We start from the raw sequence: 14,951 nt of genomic DNA on the forward strand, positions 1-14,951 counted from the left end.
CGGCGACCGGCCCTGGCGGTGACCTCGACGGGCAGCGCGCAGGAGGTCAGCGCGGGCCGGAACGGCCGCGGAAGGTAGCTTCCAGTTCCGCCAGGGTGGTCCGCAGTTCCGCCGGGTCGTTGTCCTTGAAGATTCCGTCATATCCGGATTCGGCCCGGATCGCTGCTTCCACGGCTGGGTCGTGGTAGAGGTCGGCCAGCGCCAGCAGTGTGCGGTCGTCCTTGTCCTCGGCGCGGGCAGCGAAGATGTTGATGTACTGGGTAAGTTCCGGACGCTGCGGATCGTCGGTGTAGATGACATCGTCGGCGGTGAGGCCGGCCGGAACGGCGAACGTATCGTCCACGAAGGCGGCGGCCACACTGTCGAGGGATTGCGCGGTCAGCGGGGGATCGATCGGGGTGAGCCGGACCCGCGACGCGGCGATATCCACGTCCTCGATGCGCGAATCCCAGCTCGGGCCGCCTTTCAGGACGATCAGCCCGGCGGCGGCCAGCCCCAGTAACGGCCGCACCTGGTTGGCCGGATTGTTGCTCAGGGTGATCTCGCCGCCGGGCGGGATATCGGCCACCGACCCGTACTTCTTCGAATAGAGGGTCAGCGGGAAGATCTCGGTCGCGCCGATCGGGGTCAGATCGTCGTTGTCGGCCACGTTGTAGTTCGCGAGATAGCGCACATGCTGGAACTTGTTGAGATCGATCCGGCCCTGCGACAGGGCCGGGTTCGGCTGGTTGTAATCGGAGAAGTTCACCAATTCCACGGTGATCCCGCGTTCGGCTGCTTTCTCCCTGTACACCTCCCAATGCGGTAGTGCCAGATCGTTCACTCCGATCCGCACCACATCCGGGTCGCGGCTCTGGCCGCAGGCCGGTAGGAGTGCGGCCAGCGCGAGCAGGACCGGAACAACGGCGAAACGACGCATACCTCGCATTGTGCGCAAAGTAGGCGGTCGCCCACCGGTCGGGCCAGAATTTCGTTCAGGCAAATCCCAACCGTTGCCGTCCCGGTGCCCCCGCCGCTTGGATCATCGAGTCCACACGATCACGATCATTCGGGAGCAGGCGTTGAAATTCCCTCGGTTACTGGTGATCCCAGCATTGGCAGTCGCTGCGGCGCTCGCCCTCACCGGCTGTGGCGGTGGTGACTCCGCCTCCGGTGATGTGGTGCGGATCGGTACCACCGAGAGCGATCGTGCGTGGGACGTGTTCGAGCAGAAGGCCCAGGACGCGGGCATCCCACTGCAGATCACGAACTACTCCGACTACTCACAGCCCAATATCGCCCTCTCGCAGGGGCAGATCGATGTCAACCTGTTCCAGCACCTGCAATTCCTCGGCGAATACAATGTCGCCAACAATGCCGATCTGACCCCCATCGGCGCGACTCAGATCGTCCCGCTCGGGCTGTATTCGAAAAAGCACAGATCACTGGCCGATATCCCCGCCGGCGGTGAGATCGCGATTCCCAACGATCCTTCGAACCAGGCGCGGGCACTGTTCGTCTTGAAGGCAGCCGGCCTGGTTGAACTCACCTCCGACACCCTCGCCCCCTCTCCAGCCGATATCGATCGGGGCGCGTCCAAGGTGAAGGTCACCCCCGTCGACGCGGCGCAGACCGCGCTGTCGGTGGCATCGGTCGACGGCTCCATCATCAACAACACCTTCCTGGAACGGTCCGGTATCGACCCCCGGTCAGCGCTGTTCAAGGACGATCCGTCCAGCCCGGGCGCCGAACCGTACATCAACGCTTTCGTCGCCCGCGCCGAGGACAAGGCCGACCCGACCTATCAGCGACTGGTGGAGATCTGGCACGATCCCGAGGTCCAGCAGGCGGTCGCCGAATCGTCCGAGGGCACTTCGGTGGAGGTCCGGCGCACCGGGCCCGATCTCGAACCCATTCTGCACCGGGTGCAGCAGACGATCCGCGACGGACAGTGACAGGCGCACCGGCCGGACCGGACGCCGCGAGTCCCGCAGTCGAATTCCGTTCGGTGACCAAGGTGTTCCGAACAGGAAAAAGCGAAGAGAAGGCGCTGTCCGATATCGATCTACGGATCGAAAAGGGCGAGATCTTCGGCGTGATCGGCTACTCCGGCGCGGGGAAGAGTACTTTGGTCCGGCTCATCAACGCCCTGGAGAAACCGACCAGCGGCACCATAGAGATCTCGGGTACGCCCATCACCGGCGTCTCCGAGGCCCAGGTGCGCCGGATACGACGCGAGATCGGCATGGTTTTCCAGCAGTTCAATCTCTTCCGTTCGCGCACCGCGGCCGGAAATATCGAGTACCCGCTGAAAGTGGCGGGCTGGCCGCGCGCGAAGCGCAAAGAACGGCTGGCCGAGTTGCTGGAGTTCGTCGGGCTGTCCGATAAGGCGCGCAGTTACCCGGATCAGTTGTCGGGCGGACAGAAACAGCGGGTCGGGATCGCACGGGCACTGGCCACCTCGCCATCGCTGCTGCTCGCGGACGAGGCCACCTCGGCGCTGGACCCGGAAACCACCGGTGAGGTGCTGCGTCTGCTCCGCAAGATCAACACCGAACTGGGCGTGACCATCGTGGTGATCACCCATGAGATGGATGTCATCCGGACGGTGGCCGATCGGGTCGCGGTACTGGCCGAGGGCCGGATCGTGGAGTTGGCGAACACTTTCGACGTATTCGCCGCGCCACAAGCGGTTCCGACCCGGTCGTTCGTCGATACCGTGCTGCACAATCGGCCCGCGCCCGAGGAACTGCGCCGTCTCGACGACCTGCACCGAGGTCGGCTGGTGACCGTCGATATAGATGATGCACGGGGTGTCGGAGCCGCGCTCACCACCGCCGCCCACGCCGGGGTGGGCTTCGAGGTGGTGTACGGCGGAGTGAGCACCCTGCAGGACAAGACTTTCGGCAGTATCACCCTCGCGCTCGACGGCCCGGATGACGCCGTCGAGAAGGTGATCGCACAACTCGACCGACGGTGACGAGGACCACATGCATACCGATTGGGACAAGCTGCGGCCGATTCTCACCGAGGCCGTCGGCACCACCATCTATCTCGTATTGCTCACCTTCGTGGTGGGCGGGGTCATCGGGCTGTTCCTCGGTACCGCGCTCTACACCACCCGCAAAGGCGGGCTGCTGGCCAACAGCCCGATCAACTGGCTGCTCAATGTGCTGGTCAATATCGTGCGCCCGATCCCGTTCATCATCCTGCTGGCCGCGCTCGGCCCGATCACACTCGAAGTGGTGGGCACGACCATCGGCACCGACGCGGCGGCCTTCGTCATGATCGTGGCCGCCTCTTTCGGGATCGCCCGCATCGTCGAACAGAATCTGGTCACGGTCGACCCCGGTGTGATCGAGGCGGCGCGTGCGATGGGCGCGGGGCCGCTCCGGATCATCCTGACGCTGCTCGTGCCCGAAGCGCTGGGCCCGCTGATCCTCGGGTACACCTTCATCATCATCGCCATCGTGGACATGTCCGCTATGGCAGGCACGGTCGGCGGCGGCGGCCTCGGTGATTTCGCCCTGGTGTACGGGTATCAGCGGTTCGATTGGGAAGTCACGCTGGTGGCCACCCTGCTCATCATCGCCGGTGTGCAGGGCATCCAGTTCCTGGGCAACTGGACAGCGCGCAAGGTGTTGCGCCGCTGACCCCGACCTGTTGTTCAGGGGCGAACCGGCCGGGCGCCACTCAGAATCGCCTCGACGGTCTCGTCCACGGTGAGATCCGATGTGTCGAGCCATGTCCCCACCCGCGGTGTCCCCTCACGCAGCACGGTGTCCAGCGCGGCGACCGTGAATGTGCCGTAGGCGTTCTTCTTCCGCCCGGCTTCGCGCGCGGCCACCGCCTCGGGCCGCGGCGCCAAGACGATCACGTACAGCGGGTCGGTCCGGATCTGCTCGACGGTCCACGGGAGGTGTTCACCGAGCACCACATCCTGCAGAACCGCCGTGAAACCGGCGCGGGCGTATCCGTCGGCGGCCGCCGCGGACAGCTGATGACGTAGCCGCAGCTGCTCTACCGCGGCCGCAGTGGGCTCCGCACTCATTTCCGCCCGCCCGTTCACCACGAAGCTGCGGAACGCGTCACCGCGAACATGCGCCGAGCGCGGTAACCGTTCGGCCAACGCCTGGGCGACCGTGGACTTACCCGCGGCCTGGATCCCGGTGATCAGATAGACAGAACCCGACATCCCTCCATGATGGCAGAGCGGCAATCGGCTACGCGCCGCGGATTCTCCTGCAGAGCACATCGATCGACAGGCCTCGTTCCGCCTCACCGCGGCGTTCTCGTGAAGGGATCATCCTCCCGATCGCCGGCCGACGGGCGACACGCCGTAGCGCGGAACCCGTGGTTCTCCGGCAGTGCGCAGCCCTCGGGAGATAGTTGCCGTATGGACGTGGACAGTGACACCGCAGCGGCGGCCGAGCGGGTTCTCCACGCTGCGCTCGGCACTGTCGATCTGCTGTCGATCTTCGTCGGTGATCGCCTCGGCTGGTATCGCAGCCTGGCGCACGAGGGGCCGGCGACTGCCGCGCAACTGGCCGAGCGCACCGCCACCCACCCCCGTTATGCCCGGGAATGGCTGGAGCAACAGGCTGTCACCGGCCTGCTCGCCGTACACCGCGACGGTTCCGCCGAAGATCGGATGTTCGCCTTGCCGGACGGGATGGCCGAGGTGCTCACCGATGAGCACAGCCTCAACTATCTGGCCCCGTTCGCGCGGTTGTTCGGCGCGACGGGCCCGGCCCTCCCCCGGTTGCTCGACGCCTACCGCACCGGAGGCGGTGTGAGCTGGGACGAGTTGGGCGACGATGCGCGTGAGGGGCAAGCCGACGGTAACCGCCCCTGGTACGAACATCGCCTCGCCGATGCCCTTGCGGGCGTGCCCGCACTGGACGCCCTGTTGCGTGGGTCCGGCACCCGGATCCTCGATATCGGCTGCGGCGCCGGATGGTCGGCGATCGCGCTCGCGCGCGCATACCCGGAGGCGCGGGTGCACGGCGTCGATATCGATGCGCCGTCGGTACGGATGGCGCTCCGCAACGCTGTCACCACAGGCGTCGCACAGCGCTGCGAGTTCACGCTCGCCGACGCGGCGCAGCTGCCGGAGGGCAGTTACGATATCGCGTTCGCGTTCGAGTGCGTGCACGATATGCCTCGCCCGGTCGAGGTATTGGCGGCCGTTCGACGCGCGCTGGCACCCGGCGCCCCGCTGGTGGTGATGGATGAGGCGGTGGCCGAGGAGTTCACGCCCGACGGCGACGAGCTGGAACGGCTGATGTACGGCTTCAGTCTGTTCGTCTGCCTGCCGGATGGGATGTCGAGTCCGCCCAGCGCCGGCACCGGCACCGTGATGCGGCAGCAGACCCTGCGGGACTATGCGTTCGCGGCGGGCTTCACCTCGGTCGAGGTCCTACCGATCGCAGACTTCGGCTTCTGGCGTTTCTACCGTCTCGGCTGAGTGGACCAACTCGGTTCCGGGTCGTCGGCCGGGTGCGGTCACCACGACAGTGGAATCCGCATCTCTACCGTCGTGCCACCGGCGGTGATGGTTACCTCCACCTCCGGGATCAAGGCCCGGATCATGGCCATTCCACGCCCGCGGACCTGATCCGGGCCGGGATCGGGATCCTTCCAGCGACCGTGATCGGCAACGGTGATCCGCAGGCAGCCGGCCTCACGTACGAACCACAAACGGATCGTGCCACCGTCACCCCGGTGACCGTGCTCGATCGCGTTGGCGCACGCCTCCCCCACGGCGAGGAGTACGTCGTAGGCCCGGTACTCGTCGAGCGGGCAATGCGCCAGCCATTCCTGTGTGCTGTGCCTGACCTCGGCCAACTGGTCGGCTTTCGCCGGAAACTGCAATTCCCATCGGGTCGGCGGACAGTCCAGCCCGGCTGGGTGGGTCGTCGTCACCTGATCGCCTCCTGTAGGTCTCGCCGGACGGACGGCGTAGGCGGTACCGAGTCCGCGGCGTTCGGCTTCCTGTCCATTCGGACTATGTGCTCACTACTAGCCATACCCATTCGTTTCCGGGACATTCGACCGAGCGTCGCACCCGCTCCGGACGGCGGGACCGGATCCGTGTCCGATCCGGATCACCCCCGGTGATCGGGCTCGGCCCGGCTCAAACGTGGCGCAGATTACGAACCTGCGGCGGGCGGATCCGTGCCGGTGACTACGATTTCTCGATCGGGTAGATTCTCTGCGGAGATCGGTGCCGGCCCCGGTCGCGTTACGCGCGCGGCGGGGCCTCGATACTGCAGAGGTGGAATGTGGCGAATTGCGAGCCGAAGGATCCGCGATGAGTGGCGAGGGCACGCCCCGTCTGCTCGACGTAGCGGTGCGGACGGAGAGCGGGACCGCGATCGTCACGGTGCAGGGTGAGGTGGATATGGCCTCGGCGCCTCAATTGCAGACCGCGCTCGAAGAAGTCCAGCGCGGCGGAGACGCACTGATCGTGGATATGTCGGAGGTCGGTTTTCTCGGGTCGGCCGGGTTGAGCGTCCTGCTGGTGATCTCCGAGGCCGCCGCGCCCGGGACCGGGTTGCGTGTGGTTGTTTCCGATGCCGTCCGGCGCCCCATCGAACTGACCGGTCTCGACAAGTTGCTGTCGATGCACGAGTCCTTGGAGGCCGCGCTCGCCGCGGGCACCGGCTCCGTGGCGCCCTGAGCCGCCCGGGCCCCGCGGCTATCGAGCGCGGGGCAGCCGGACGACCTGGACGAAGAAATCGTCGATCTGCTTGATCGCCGCCACGAACTGGTCGAGGTCGACCGGTTTGGTGACGTAGGCGTTGGCGTGCAATTTGTAGCTGCGCAGGATGTCCTCCTCGGCAGCGGAGGTGGTCAGCACGACCACCGGGATATGCGACAGGTCCGGATCGGCCTTGATCTTCTCCAGTACCTGCCGTCCGTCGTACTTCGGCAGATTGAGGTCGAGCAGGATGAGATCGGGCCGCGGGGCGTCGGTGTAGGGGCCGGTGCGGTACAGGAAGTCCAGTGCTTCCTGCCCGTCGTGGGCGACGTGCAGGGTGTTCCCGATCTTGTTGTCCTCGAACGCCTCCCTGGTCATCAGCTCGTCGCCCGGATCGTCCTCGACGAGGAGGATATCGATCGGCCGGCCGGGTACGGTCATGCGTTTTCTCCTTCGGGGAGCCGTTCGGTGGTAGTCGAGGGCGGGGCCGTGGTCGCGGATCCGGCCGTGTCCACGGCGGCCTCGAGCTCGCTCGCGGGCTCGGCCATCGGGAGGGTGAAACAGAACCGGGTCCCCTCCGTGTTCTCGGTGTCGAGCCAGATGGTACCGCCGTGGTACTCGACGATCTTCTTGCAGACTGCCAGGCCGATACCGGTGCCGCTGTACTCGTCGCGTGCGTGCAGCCGCTGGAAGATCACGAAGACCTTCTCCGCGAATTCGGGTGCGATGCCGATACCGTTATCGGTCACCGAGAACAGGCGCAGCGCCGGATCGGCGGCGAAGTCCCCCACCTCGACGCGGACGACCGGCGGGTGGTCGGGACGCCGGAATTTCACCGCATTACTGATGAGGTTCTGCCACAGCATGGCCAGCAGCGTGGGCTCACCCATGATTTCGGGGAGTTCTTCCGGCCGCTCGACCACGGCCTCGGTCTCCTCGAGGACGGTCGACAGATTGGCCAGCGCCTTGTCCAGCGGTTCGCCCAGCCGAACCGGCTGCGCACCCTCGCTGACCCGCCCCACCCGGGAGAAGGTGAGCAGATCGTTGATCAGCACCTGCATCCGTTTGGCACCGTCGACGGCGAAATCGATGTACTGCTTACCTCGCTCGTCGAGCTGGGAGCCGTAGCGCTTCTCCAGCAATTGGCAGAACGACGCGACCTTGCGCAGCGGCTCTTGCAGATCGTGGGAGGCGACATAGGCGAACTGCTCGAGTTCGGCGTTGGAGCGGCGCAGTTCATCGGCCTGCAGATCCAGCTCCGCCTTCTGCTGCCGCAGCTGTGCGCCCTGCGTCCGTGAGGACGCGAGCTCGGCGACGATACGGGTGCGCATATCCTCCACGGCCTCGGCGACCTGGACGATATCGGCGGGACCGCGACCGTCGATATGGCGGTCGAACTCGCCGTTCGCCACCCGAAGCGACGATTCGGTGAGCCCGGCCAGCGGGCGCACGACGAGCCTGCGCAACAGGACGGTCAGCACAAGGCCGGTCAGCAGGAAGACGATGACCATCCCGAGCAACACCACATCGCGGATGGTGCGGGCATGGGCCAGCGCACGACTGTCCTCGGCCACCGCAGCCGCCAGGCCGTCGTTCTGCGCCGTGAAGGACCCGCGCAACTCGTCGAAGACCCCTTTGGCGCGCACCGCTGTCGACGCCGCCAATGCGCGCGCCTTCTCCGGCGATGTGCTCGCGGCGAGCGGGCCGGCGTACTCGGTACGCCACTGCTGGGCACCGCGCTCGATCACATCCAGGTCGGCGGTCAGTTCGGGCCGGTCCGACAGCAGTCGGCGCAGCTGAACGACCGCGCGATCCTGCTCCCGCATACCTTCGATATACGGCTCGAGGAACTGCGGGTCGGCGGAGATCGCATAGCCACGCAGCCCGGTCTCCTGGTTGATCAGCGCGCTCTGCAGCCGGTACGCCTCCGCGGACGCGGGCAGCGTCTGCTGGACCAATCGGTCGGTGACTTCGTTGGTATTGGCGATGACCTGCGCGCCCGCCACAGCGCCGATCAGGACCACCGAGATCATCAAACCGAAGACCAGCTGGAACCACGCTTGCGCGGTCAACCGGCCGACCACTCGGGAATCGGCGTCGGTCACGGAAGTTCGCCCTTTCGCCCGTCGTTCCAGCACATATAGAGAATGGCCAGGTCGTCGTCCAGTCCACCGGCCGCGGCGGCCAGTTCCTCGACCCGGCCGATCAGATCATCGACGAACACCTCGGGGCGCGCCGACGGAACCGCCTTCGCGACGGCCAGCAGACCGGCTTCCCCGAGCCGGTCCCCGTTACTGCCCACCCGGCCCTCGAAGAGACCGTCGGTGAACAACATGAGACCGGCACCAGAAGCCAGATCGACCTCGGCGGTCGGCCACTCGGCCCGGCCGGGCATGAACCCGAGCGCTGCGCCGCCGGGGACCTCGAGCCAGCACAGTTCGCCGTCGCGATGGTGCAGCATGCCCGGATGCCCCGCGCGGCGCACCAGTACTCGCTGCGTGAACGGGTCGAGCAGCAGGCTGGTCGCGGTGGCGAAGGTCTGCCGGTCGGTTCGCTCGGCCAGCAGCACCTGCTCCAGCAGCCGCAGTTGCCGGGATCCGGTCACCCCGGTGAGAACGAGTGTGCGCCAGGCCAATCGCAACGCGACACCGGTCGCGGCCGCATCGGGACCGTGCCCGGAGACATCACCGATGATGGCGTGCACAATCCCGTCGGGACCTTGGACGACATCGTAGAAATCACCGCCGAGCAGTGAATGGGCTCGGCCCGGCCGGTACCGCGCCACCACATCCACCGCGCGGTCGGCGCCGAGCAGCGGAGTCGGCAGCAGACCGCGCTCCAGGCGCGAGTTCTCCTGGGCCCGCATCTGGCTGGCCTGCAGCGCCGCGCTGGTGCGTTCGGCCTGTTTGCGCTGGATGGCGTAGCGCACGGCGCGGGCGAACAGTTCCGGCTCGACCCGGCCCTTCACCAGATAGTCCTGGGCGCCGGAGGCCAGGGCCGCCAGCCCCGTGCTCTCCTCGTCGAGCCCCGTCATCACCACCACGGCGACATGATCGTTGTACTCGCGGATGCGGGCAACCGCTTCCAGCCCCTGGGCGTCGGGTAGCCGCAGATCGAGCAGGACGCAATCGGGTACCTCGACAGAGAGGCGATCACCTGCCTCGGCCAGGGTTCGCACCCATTTCAGACGCATACCACGTTCGGCGTCGGCAACCAGTTCCTCGACGAGCAACGCGTCCCCGGGGTCGTCCTCGACCAGCAGAACAAAGGGTTCCCGTTCGAACCAGCCCGCATCATCGGCCGGACCGAAATCGGTATTTGTCAGGTCACCGCGCACGGTCACCGACGAGCTCGCCACCAGTCACCGACACCCGGCCTCCGATCACACAGGGAACAACGGCGACACAGCGCACGTACTCTGACTCAGCGGCCGGTTGCTGGACCGAGAGGCAAACCTGATCGTAACGGATGGCGGATCACCGTGGTTAGCGAGAGGTGGACAGGGCTGCTCGCCGCAGTAACCGGACGTCCTGTCCTGATCCCGCTCCCCGGCAGCCGACGAAGCGCAGCTCGATCCCCCGCCGGCGCGTCCCGCACGTGTTAGCGTATGCACGCCGGTCGCACCCGAGATCGATTGCGGCCCCGTGTGTTACGAATGTTCAGATCTTCGAAGGAGACAACGGTGCGGATCGGAATCGGCCTGCCCTCCGCCATCCCGGGGGCGACCCCCGAAACGATAGGGATATGGGCCGAGCACGGCGAACGTGCCGGGTTCGCCACATTGGGCGCCACCGACCGGCTCGTTTACGACAGCCTCGACCCACTCGTGACGCTGGCGGTCGCCGCGGCGCACACCAGCACCACCGAACTGGTCAGCACCGTACTGAACATCGGCTACCGCGGGAACCCGTTCGTGGTGGCCGGGCAGATCGCCTCACTGGACCGGCTCTCCGGTGGCCGGTTCACCGCAGGTCTCGGGATGGGCGCCTGGCCCGACGACTACGCGGTCAGCGAGATGGCCATGACCACCCGCGGTGCCCGGTTCGAAAGCGCCCTGGCGCAGTTGCAGCGAGCGTGGCGCGGGGAACTCGCCGGTGCGGCCGGTCCGGTTCCGGCGCTGCCACCGGGCCGTCCGCAGGTGCTGCTCGCGGGGATGGTGCCCGCCGGTATCGTGCGGGCCGCCACGCTCGCCGACGGCTGGGTTGCGCCGGCGTTCAGTGTCGACCTCTTGCGCACCGGTCTCGATATCGTCAATACCGAGTGGGCCCGGAGCGCGCGCCCCGGCCGCCCCCGCGTGCTGGCCGTCCGCTATTTCCAGCTCGGCGCCGATGCGGTCGGCACCGCGGAGTCCTACGCGCAGAACTATTACGGCCCGGAACTGTACCCGCAGGTCCGGCCCGATCTGTTGACCGATGTGGCCCATCTGTGCGACGAGACGGACCGAATCGCCGACGCGGGTGCCGACGACCTGATCCTGTTGCCGTGTTCGGACGATCCGGACCAGATCCCGTTGCTCGCGGAGGTACTCGGCAGTGAACGGCTCGGTCTGCACGCGGTAGCCAGGTAGCCGCTCACCGGCTGTCTCACGACCACTTTCGGGCGCGATGGCGCGAGCACGCCGCAGTGATCGATTCGGCGGAAGCCAACGGTCGGCGACGCACTGATCCCGGCGCCGGCCACGGGCATCCCGCGACGCCGGAGCACCGGGGAAGACGGCCGGAAGACCTGCATCGGCCGCGCTCTCGTTCGGACCGCGGGCTCGATCCGATGCCGCGAGTGCGATTTCGCCGGGAAGCGTGCCGCGAGCTCGGGCGTGGCGTAGCGCACTCCCCGGCCGCGACGAGATCGCGAGCCTCCCCCGGCGTCCGCCACCCGCACCCGTCAGGACCGGCCACGCGGCGCGGTTGGCGGACCCGGAGCCGGTGGCCACGTACGGTGGGGGCCTCACCGCGCTCGGCGCGCCGCACGCAGTTCGCGACACGCCAGGGTTCGATTCTGCCCGGTTCTATCGGTCGTGATCGCGAACAACCGCTCGAGAATGTGAATGCGGACATTCGCATATCGAGACGTCGACGAACGGAGGTCGGTACTTATGACAGTGACCGATGACTATCTGGCCAACAACGCCCGCTACGCGGAGCAGTTCAGTGGCCCGCTGCCCTTACCGCCCAGCAAGCATGTCGCGGTGGTCGCCTGCATGGACGCCCGGCTCGATGTATACCGGATCCTCGGCCTGCAAGAGGGTGAAGCCCACGTCATCCGCAATGCGGGGGGCGTCGTGACCGATGACGAGATCCGCTCGCTGGCGATCAGCCAGCGACTGCTGGGCACCACCGAGATCATCCTGATCCACCACACCGATTGCGGGATGCTCACCTTCACCGACGACGATTTCAAACGCGGCATCCAGGACGAGACGGGTATCAAACCCACCTGGTCGGCCGAGGCGTTCCCCGACCTGGACGAGGACGTGCGGCAGTCTCTCCGGCGGATCGAGGCCAGCCCCTTCGTCACCAAGACCTCGTCGCTGCGCGGTTTCGTATTCGACGTCGCGACCGGACGGCTCGCGGAAGTCACGGCCTGATCGAATTCGCCGCTCCGGCCGTGCCGCGTTCACCCTCCGGTGGCCGCGGCACGGTCGTTCAGAGTGCGCCGTACGCCGCGAGTACCTCGAAGGCGGCGTCGGCACTGCGCCACAGCACATCCATCTCCGCGCGCACCGCCGGTTCCGCCACCGGATCTTGTAGAGCCAGACCGTTACCGAAGATCACCACATTGGCACCCAGATCGGCCAGCCGCAGCAGTGGGCCGGTGGCCACCCCCGCACCGAGCACGGCATCGAGCCCTTCACCGAAGAAGTAGAACCGCCACAGTGGCCCGAGATCACCGCCGTAGATTTCGTTCGTCAGGTCGACGATGACCGAACCGTGAGTCGCGATCGCATCGACGATCCGGAAATGATCTCGCGCGTTGGCGGGAGTGGCGTGGGTCGCGGCGACAGCATTGGACAGGTCGACACTGAGGTGGGCGTTGTATCCGGCCATCGCCACTCGGCCGGCGGACAGCTCACAGCGATGCGCCAACCGGAAATAATGGTTCCACTGCGGTTCCGTGGGCGCACCGGTGAACTCCGCGTGCACATTACGCAGGAACCGCAGCAGTAGATCCAGGCTGATCCGGTGCGCCCACTCAGGGTCGTCGAAAGCGGCCGGATCGCGTTGCAGCGGCATCACCGCCGCCTGCTCGACGGCATCGAGCCCCAGTGCCAGCAGCCCACGCCGATCCCGATGTGCCACCAGGATCTCGGTGATCCGCCGGTGCTGTTCGACCGCACGCTCGAGCCGGTCCAGCGACGACCCGGCATTGTCGTCGTCCATCGACGACGTATCGGACAGCTCGACGATCTCGGCCAGTTCCGCGGCCGACAACGGTGACCCGCAGGCGGTATCCAGATCCGACGCCGCTGCTCGCACCGGAGCGACCAGAGCGGATGCGGCGATCAGCAAACCCGTCGCGAGGACGATGAGTAGGTATCTCGACCACACGGGACGCTCGCTGGCCATACCTGCTTTCGCTTTCACTCGACGAAGGACGACCGGGCTGTGGGACTTTCCCGCGATGAAGCCGGAGCAGCGGTATTCGCGCGAGCCGCCCCTGCCCGGCGCGGCCCCAGCCTAGCCCAGCCGCGGCCCGGCCCCCGCTCTTCCGCCCGTGGAACCGGCCGGTCGGCGGCGCGGGACGGCTCAGCCGCGGAAGGCGCGCCGGTATGCCGCCGGAGTGGTGCCGAGTTGTCCCTCGAATCGGCGAGCCAGGGTCCGGGGGATACTCTCGACCGTGCGGCCAGATCGGACAGGGTGACCGATCGGTCGAGGTGGGCGATACTCCACTACAGCAGCGCGGCGATGGACTCACCGGCGGTGTGGTCGGTGATCGACGCCGGCACGAACTGGCGCAGAATGACTTTCTTGACACTGGTGGGACCGGCGCCGGCCCGGCAGGCTGAGTGCATGGCACCTACCCCGAATCCCGAGCACGGCCCGGACATGCCCGGTTACGTATGGTCGGCTGTGGCCGACACACCTGCGCGCGACCTGTTCCCCGGAATCCGGTTGCGCTCGCTCTGGTCCGGCGCGAACGGCGCGTCGGCGTACCTCCTGGAAATGGATCCGGGCAGCCGATGGGAGGGTATCGATGTCCACCGGCCCGGACCGGAGGAGATCTTCGTGGTATCCGGAACATTCGGTGACGGCGTCCGCGATTATCCGGCCGGGACGTTCATCCACGCGCCGGCCGGCTCCTGGCATATTCCGCAGAGCGAAACCGGATGTACGCTGTTCCTCTTCTATCCCGAGGGCTGATCCGGCCCCGTCAGCGAGAACCGATCAGCTCCAACGTGTCCTCCAGCACGCCGAGTTCCACCGCGCTCGGCACCAGGATGAACTCGTCGAGGCCGGCGGCCTCGGCGGCGTCCAGGGTGCGGTGCAGTGCCGCAGCGTCGTAGGTTTTCATCGAGGCGGCCGCACCCGCGGCCGCCTCGCCACCGAGGAACCCCAGGTATTCGGCGGTGAAATCCCGCAGGACGTTCTCGGACTCCGGGCCCCCGAGAGCGTAGAAGCATCCGCTCACCAGGCGCGGCGCCGCCCGCCCCGCATCGGACCAGGCACGGCGGGCTGCCTCGGCGGACCATTCGATCTCGGCCGGCACCCCACCCACACTGAACGCGACGACCCCATCGGCCCATCGTGCGGCGCGCGCGAGCGATTTCGGTCCGAGAGCACCGGCGAGCACAGGTGGCCCGCCGGCCTGGACACAGGGGGGCCCGACCGGATCTCCACCGTCCACCGCGGGCTCACCGGCCCACAGCGCGCGCAGTTCGCCCACCGCGCGATCCAGCCGATCGTGCCGACGCTCGAATCCCGATGCGAGACTGCGGTAATCGTCGCCCCGTCCCCCCACTCCGACCCCGAGGGTGAACCGCCCCGCGGACAGCACATCGATGGTTGCCGCCTGCTTCGCGACCAGCGCCACCGGGTGCGCCGGCAATACCGACAGGTTCGCGATGATCCGCACTCGCTCGGTGACTGCGGCGGCAGCGGCGAGAGTTGTCCACATCTCGGGATTGTGGAACGCCATCCGCTCACCGCACGAGATACTGGAGACCTGCCCCTGTTCGGCCAGCCGACACCAATCGACGGTGGCCGCCCGGTCATAGCCCCGGCACATAGTGGGTAGCGCGATCCCGATATCCATCGCCCCAGCATCGGGCACC

General features: G+C 67.1%; 17 protein-coding genes. 8 read left to right on the top strand and 9 right to left on the bottom strand.

Going from position 1 to position 14,951, the window contains the following annotated elements; genetic code table 11:
* Positions 1 to 46: 46 nt before the first annotated feature.
* Positions 47 to 919 (bottom strand): MetQ/NlpA family ABC transporter substrate-binding protein, encoded by an 873-nt coding sequence (locus OG405_RS12015; protein ID WP_327151710.1) that lies wholly within the window; start codon positions 917 to 919, stop codon positions 47 to 49.
* Between the two features lie 142 nt (positions 920 to 1,061).
* Between OG405_RS12015 and OG405_RS12020 the strand changes: the two genes are divergently transcribed.
* Genes OG405_RS12020 through OG405_RS12030 form a run of 3 tightly spaced genes read left to right on the top strand, consistent with a single transcriptional unit; the run spans position 1,062 to position 3,632 of the window.
* Positions 1,062 to 1,934, top strand: a complete 873-nt coding sequence (locus OG405_RS12020) for a MetQ/NlpA family ABC transporter substrate-binding protein (protein WP_442790699.1) — start codon at positions 1,062 to 1,064, stop codon at positions 1,932 to 1,934.
* Complete coding sequence (locus OG405_RS12025; RefSeq protein WP_327151711.1) at positions 1,931 to 2,959, top strand: methionine ABC transporter ATP-binding protein; 1,029 nt, start codon at positions 1,931 to 1,933, stop codon at positions 2,957 to 2,959. The genes OG405_RS12020 and OG405_RS12025 overlap by 4 nt, the downstream gene beginning before the upstream one ends.
* Before the next feature lie 10 nt (positions 2,960 to 2,969).
* A complete protein-coding gene (locus OG405_RS12030) occupies positions 2,970 to 3,632 on the top strand; it encodes a methionine ABC transporter permease (protein ID WP_327151712.1) in 663 nt (220 codons plus the stop codon).
* Positions 3,633 to 3,646: 14 nt separating this feature from the next.
* Here OG405_RS12030 and OG405_RS12035 read toward each other — a convergent pair whose 3' ends face one another.
* Positions 3,647 to 4,174, bottom strand: coding sequence for an AAA family ATPase (locus tag OG405_RS12035; RefSeq protein WP_327151713.1), 528 nt, complete (start codon positions 4,172 to 4,174; stop codon positions 3,647 to 3,649).
* A gap of 201 nt (positions 4,175 to 4,375) precedes the next feature.
* On the opposite strand from OG405_RS12035, the gene OG405_RS12040 reads away from it, so the two are divergent.
* The gene (locus tag OG405_RS12040) at positions 4,376 to 5,446 is read left to right on the top strand and encodes a class I SAM-dependent methyltransferase (RefSeq protein WP_327151714.1); all 1,071 of its coding nucleotides are present in this window, start codon (positions 4,376 to 4,378) and stop codon (positions 5,444 to 5,446) included.
* A 38-nt stretch (positions 5,447 to 5,484) separates the two neighbouring features.
* Here OG405_RS12040 and OG405_RS12045 read toward each other — a convergent pair whose 3' ends face one another.
* Positions 5,485 to 5,904: an ATP-binding protein gene (locus OG405_RS12045; RefSeq protein WP_327151715.1), complete on the bottom strand. Its 420-nt coding sequence runs from the start codon at positions 5,902 to 5,904 to the stop codon at positions 5,485 to 5,487.
* Positions 5,905 to 6,292: 388 nt separating this feature from the next.
* Between OG405_RS12045 and OG405_RS12050 the strand changes: the two genes are divergently transcribed.
* Complete coding sequence (locus tag OG405_RS12050) at positions 6,293 to 6,661, top strand: STAS domain-containing protein (RefSeq protein WP_327151716.1); 369 nt, start codon at positions 6,293 to 6,295, stop codon at positions 6,659 to 6,661.
* Between the two features lie 18 nt (positions 6,662 to 6,679).
* Here the strand turns inward: OG405_RS12050 and OG405_RS12055 are convergent, their stop codons facing one another.
* From OG405_RS12055 to OG405_RS12065, 3 genes are all read right to left on the bottom strand, one after another.
* Positions 6,680 to 7,123 carry a response regulator gene (locus tag OG405_RS12055; RefSeq protein WP_327151717.1) on the bottom strand — a complete coding sequence of 148 codons (444 nt, stop codon included), beginning with the start codon at positions 7,121 to 7,123 and terminating at the stop codon, positions 6,680 to 6,682.
* Positions 7,120 to 8,715: a sensor histidine kinase gene (locus OG405_RS12060; protein ID WP_442790749.1), complete on the bottom strand. Its 1,596-nt coding sequence runs from the start codon at positions 8,713 to 8,715 to the stop codon at positions 7,120 to 7,122. The genes OG405_RS12055 and OG405_RS12060 overlap by 4 nt, the downstream gene beginning before the upstream one ends.
* 68 nt (positions 8,716 to 8,783) lie before the next feature.
* The gene (locus OG405_RS12065) at positions 8,784 to 10,007 is read right to left on the bottom strand and encodes a PP2C family protein-serine/threonine phosphatase (RefSeq protein ID WP_442790750.1); all 1,224 of its coding nucleotides are present in this window, start codon (positions 10,005 to 10,007) and stop codon (positions 8,784 to 8,786) included.
* Between the two features lie 357 nt (positions 10,008 to 10,364).
* On the opposite strand from OG405_RS12065, the gene OG405_RS12070 reads away from it, so the two are divergent.
* Together OG405_RS12070 and OG405_RS12075 are read left to right on the top strand one after the other, a co-directional pair.
* Positions 10,365 to 11,249 carry an LLM class flavin-dependent oxidoreductase gene (locus tag OG405_RS12070; RefSeq protein WP_327151720.1) on the top strand — a complete coding sequence of 295 codons (885 nt, stop codon included), beginning with the start codon at positions 10,365 to 10,367 and terminating at the stop codon, positions 11,247 to 11,249.
* 525 nt (positions 11,250 to 11,774) lie between these two features.
* Positions 11,775 to 12,266, top strand: coding sequence for a beta-class carbonic anhydrase (locus OG405_RS12075; protein ID WP_327151721.1), 492 nt, complete (start codon positions 11,775 to 11,777; stop codon positions 12,264 to 12,266).
* A 58-nt stretch (positions 12,267 to 12,324) separates the two neighbouring features.
* Here OG405_RS12075 and OG405_RS12080 read toward each other — a convergent pair whose 3' ends face one another.
* Both OG405_RS12080 and OG405_RS12085 read right to left on the bottom strand, forming a co-directional pair.
* A complete protein-coding gene (locus OG405_RS12080) occupies positions 12,325 to 13,245 on the bottom strand; it encodes a DUF5995 family protein (protein ID WP_327151722.1) in 921 nt (306 codons plus the stop codon).
* A gap of 323 nt (positions 13,246 to 13,568) precedes the next feature.
* Positions 13,569 to 13,691 carry a hypothetical protein gene (locus OG405_RS12085; protein WP_327151723.1) on the bottom strand — a complete coding sequence of 41 codons (123 nt, stop codon included), beginning with the start codon at positions 13,689 to 13,691 and terminating at the stop codon, positions 13,569 to 13,571.
* Here OG405_RS12085 and OG405_RS12090 point away from each other — a divergent pair.
* A complete protein-coding gene (locus OG405_RS12090) occupies positions 13,690 to 14,040 on the top strand; it encodes a cupin domain-containing protein (protein ID WP_327151724.1) in 351 nt (116 codons plus the stop codon). The two genes, OG405_RS12085 and OG405_RS12090, sit on opposite strands and share 2 nt — an antisense overlap.
* A gap of 10 nt (positions 14,041 to 14,050) precedes the next feature.
* Here the strand turns inward: OG405_RS12090 and OG405_RS12095 are convergent, their stop codons facing one another.
* Entirely contained in the window at positions 14,051 to 14,932 is an 882-nt protein-coding gene (locus tag OG405_RS12095) for an LLM class flavin-dependent oxidoreductase (protein ID WP_327151725.1), read from the bottom strand.
* Positions 14,933 to 14,951 lie beyond the last annotated feature (19 nt).

The organism is Nocardia sp. NBC_01329 (genome assembly GCF_035956715.1).
Taxonomy (GTDB): domain Bacteria; phylum Actinomycetota; class Actinomycetes; order Mycobacteriales; family Mycobacteriaceae; genus Nocardia.

What these genes read in the sequence shown, in the direction of transcription:
- OG405_RS12015 (WP_327151710.1), bottom strand. Translation starts at nt 919, where the DNA reads ATGCGTCGTTTCGCCGTTGTTCCGGTCCTGCTCGCGCTGGCCGCACTC.
- OG405_RS12030 (WP_327151712.1), top strand. Translation starts at nt 2,970, where the DNA reads ATGCATACCGATTGGGACAAGCTGCGGCCGATTCTCACCGAGGCCGTC.
- OG405_RS12035 (WP_327151713.1), bottom strand. Translation starts at nt 4,174, where the DNA reads ATGTCGGGTTCTGTCTATCTGATCACCGGGATCCAGGCCGCGGGTAAG.
- OG405_RS12040 (WP_327151714.1), top strand. Translation starts at nt 4,376, where the DNA reads ATGGACGTGGACAGTGACACCGCAGCGGCGGCCGAGCGGGTTCTCCAC.
- OG405_RS12050 (WP_327151716.1), top strand. Translation starts at nt 6,293, where the DNA reads ATGAGTGGCGAGGGCACGCCCCGTCTGCTCGACGTAGCGGTGCGGACG.
- OG405_RS12055 (WP_327151717.1), bottom strand. Translation starts at nt 7,123, where the DNA reads ATGACCGTACCCGGCCGGCCGATCGATATCCTCCTCGTCGAGGACGAT.
- OG405_RS12060 (WP_442790749.1), bottom strand. Translation starts at nt 8,715, where the DNA reads ATGATCTCGGTGGTCCTGATCGGCGCTGTGGCGGGCGCGCAGGTCATC.
- OG405_RS12075 (WP_327151721.1), top strand. Translation starts at nt 11,775, where the DNA reads ATGACAGTGACCGATGACTATCTGGCCAACAACGCCCGCTACGCGGAG.
- OG405_RS12080 (WP_327151722.1), bottom strand. Translation starts at nt 13,245, where the DNA reads ATGGCCAGCGAGCGTCCCGTGTGGTCGAGATACCTACTCATCGTCCTC.
- OG405_RS12090 (WP_327151724.1), top strand. Translation starts at nt 13,690, where the DNA reads ATGGCACCTACCCCGAATCCCGAGCACGGCCCGGACATGCCCGGTTAC.
- OG405_RS12085 (WP_327151723.1), bottom strand. Translation starts at nt 13,691, where the DNA reads ATGCACTCAGCCTGCCGGGCCGGCGCCGGTCCCACCAGTGTCAAGAAA.
- OG405_RS12095 (WP_327151725.1), bottom strand. Translation starts at nt 14,932, where the DNA reads ATGGATATCGGGATCGCGCTACCCACTATGTGCCGGGGCTATGACCGG.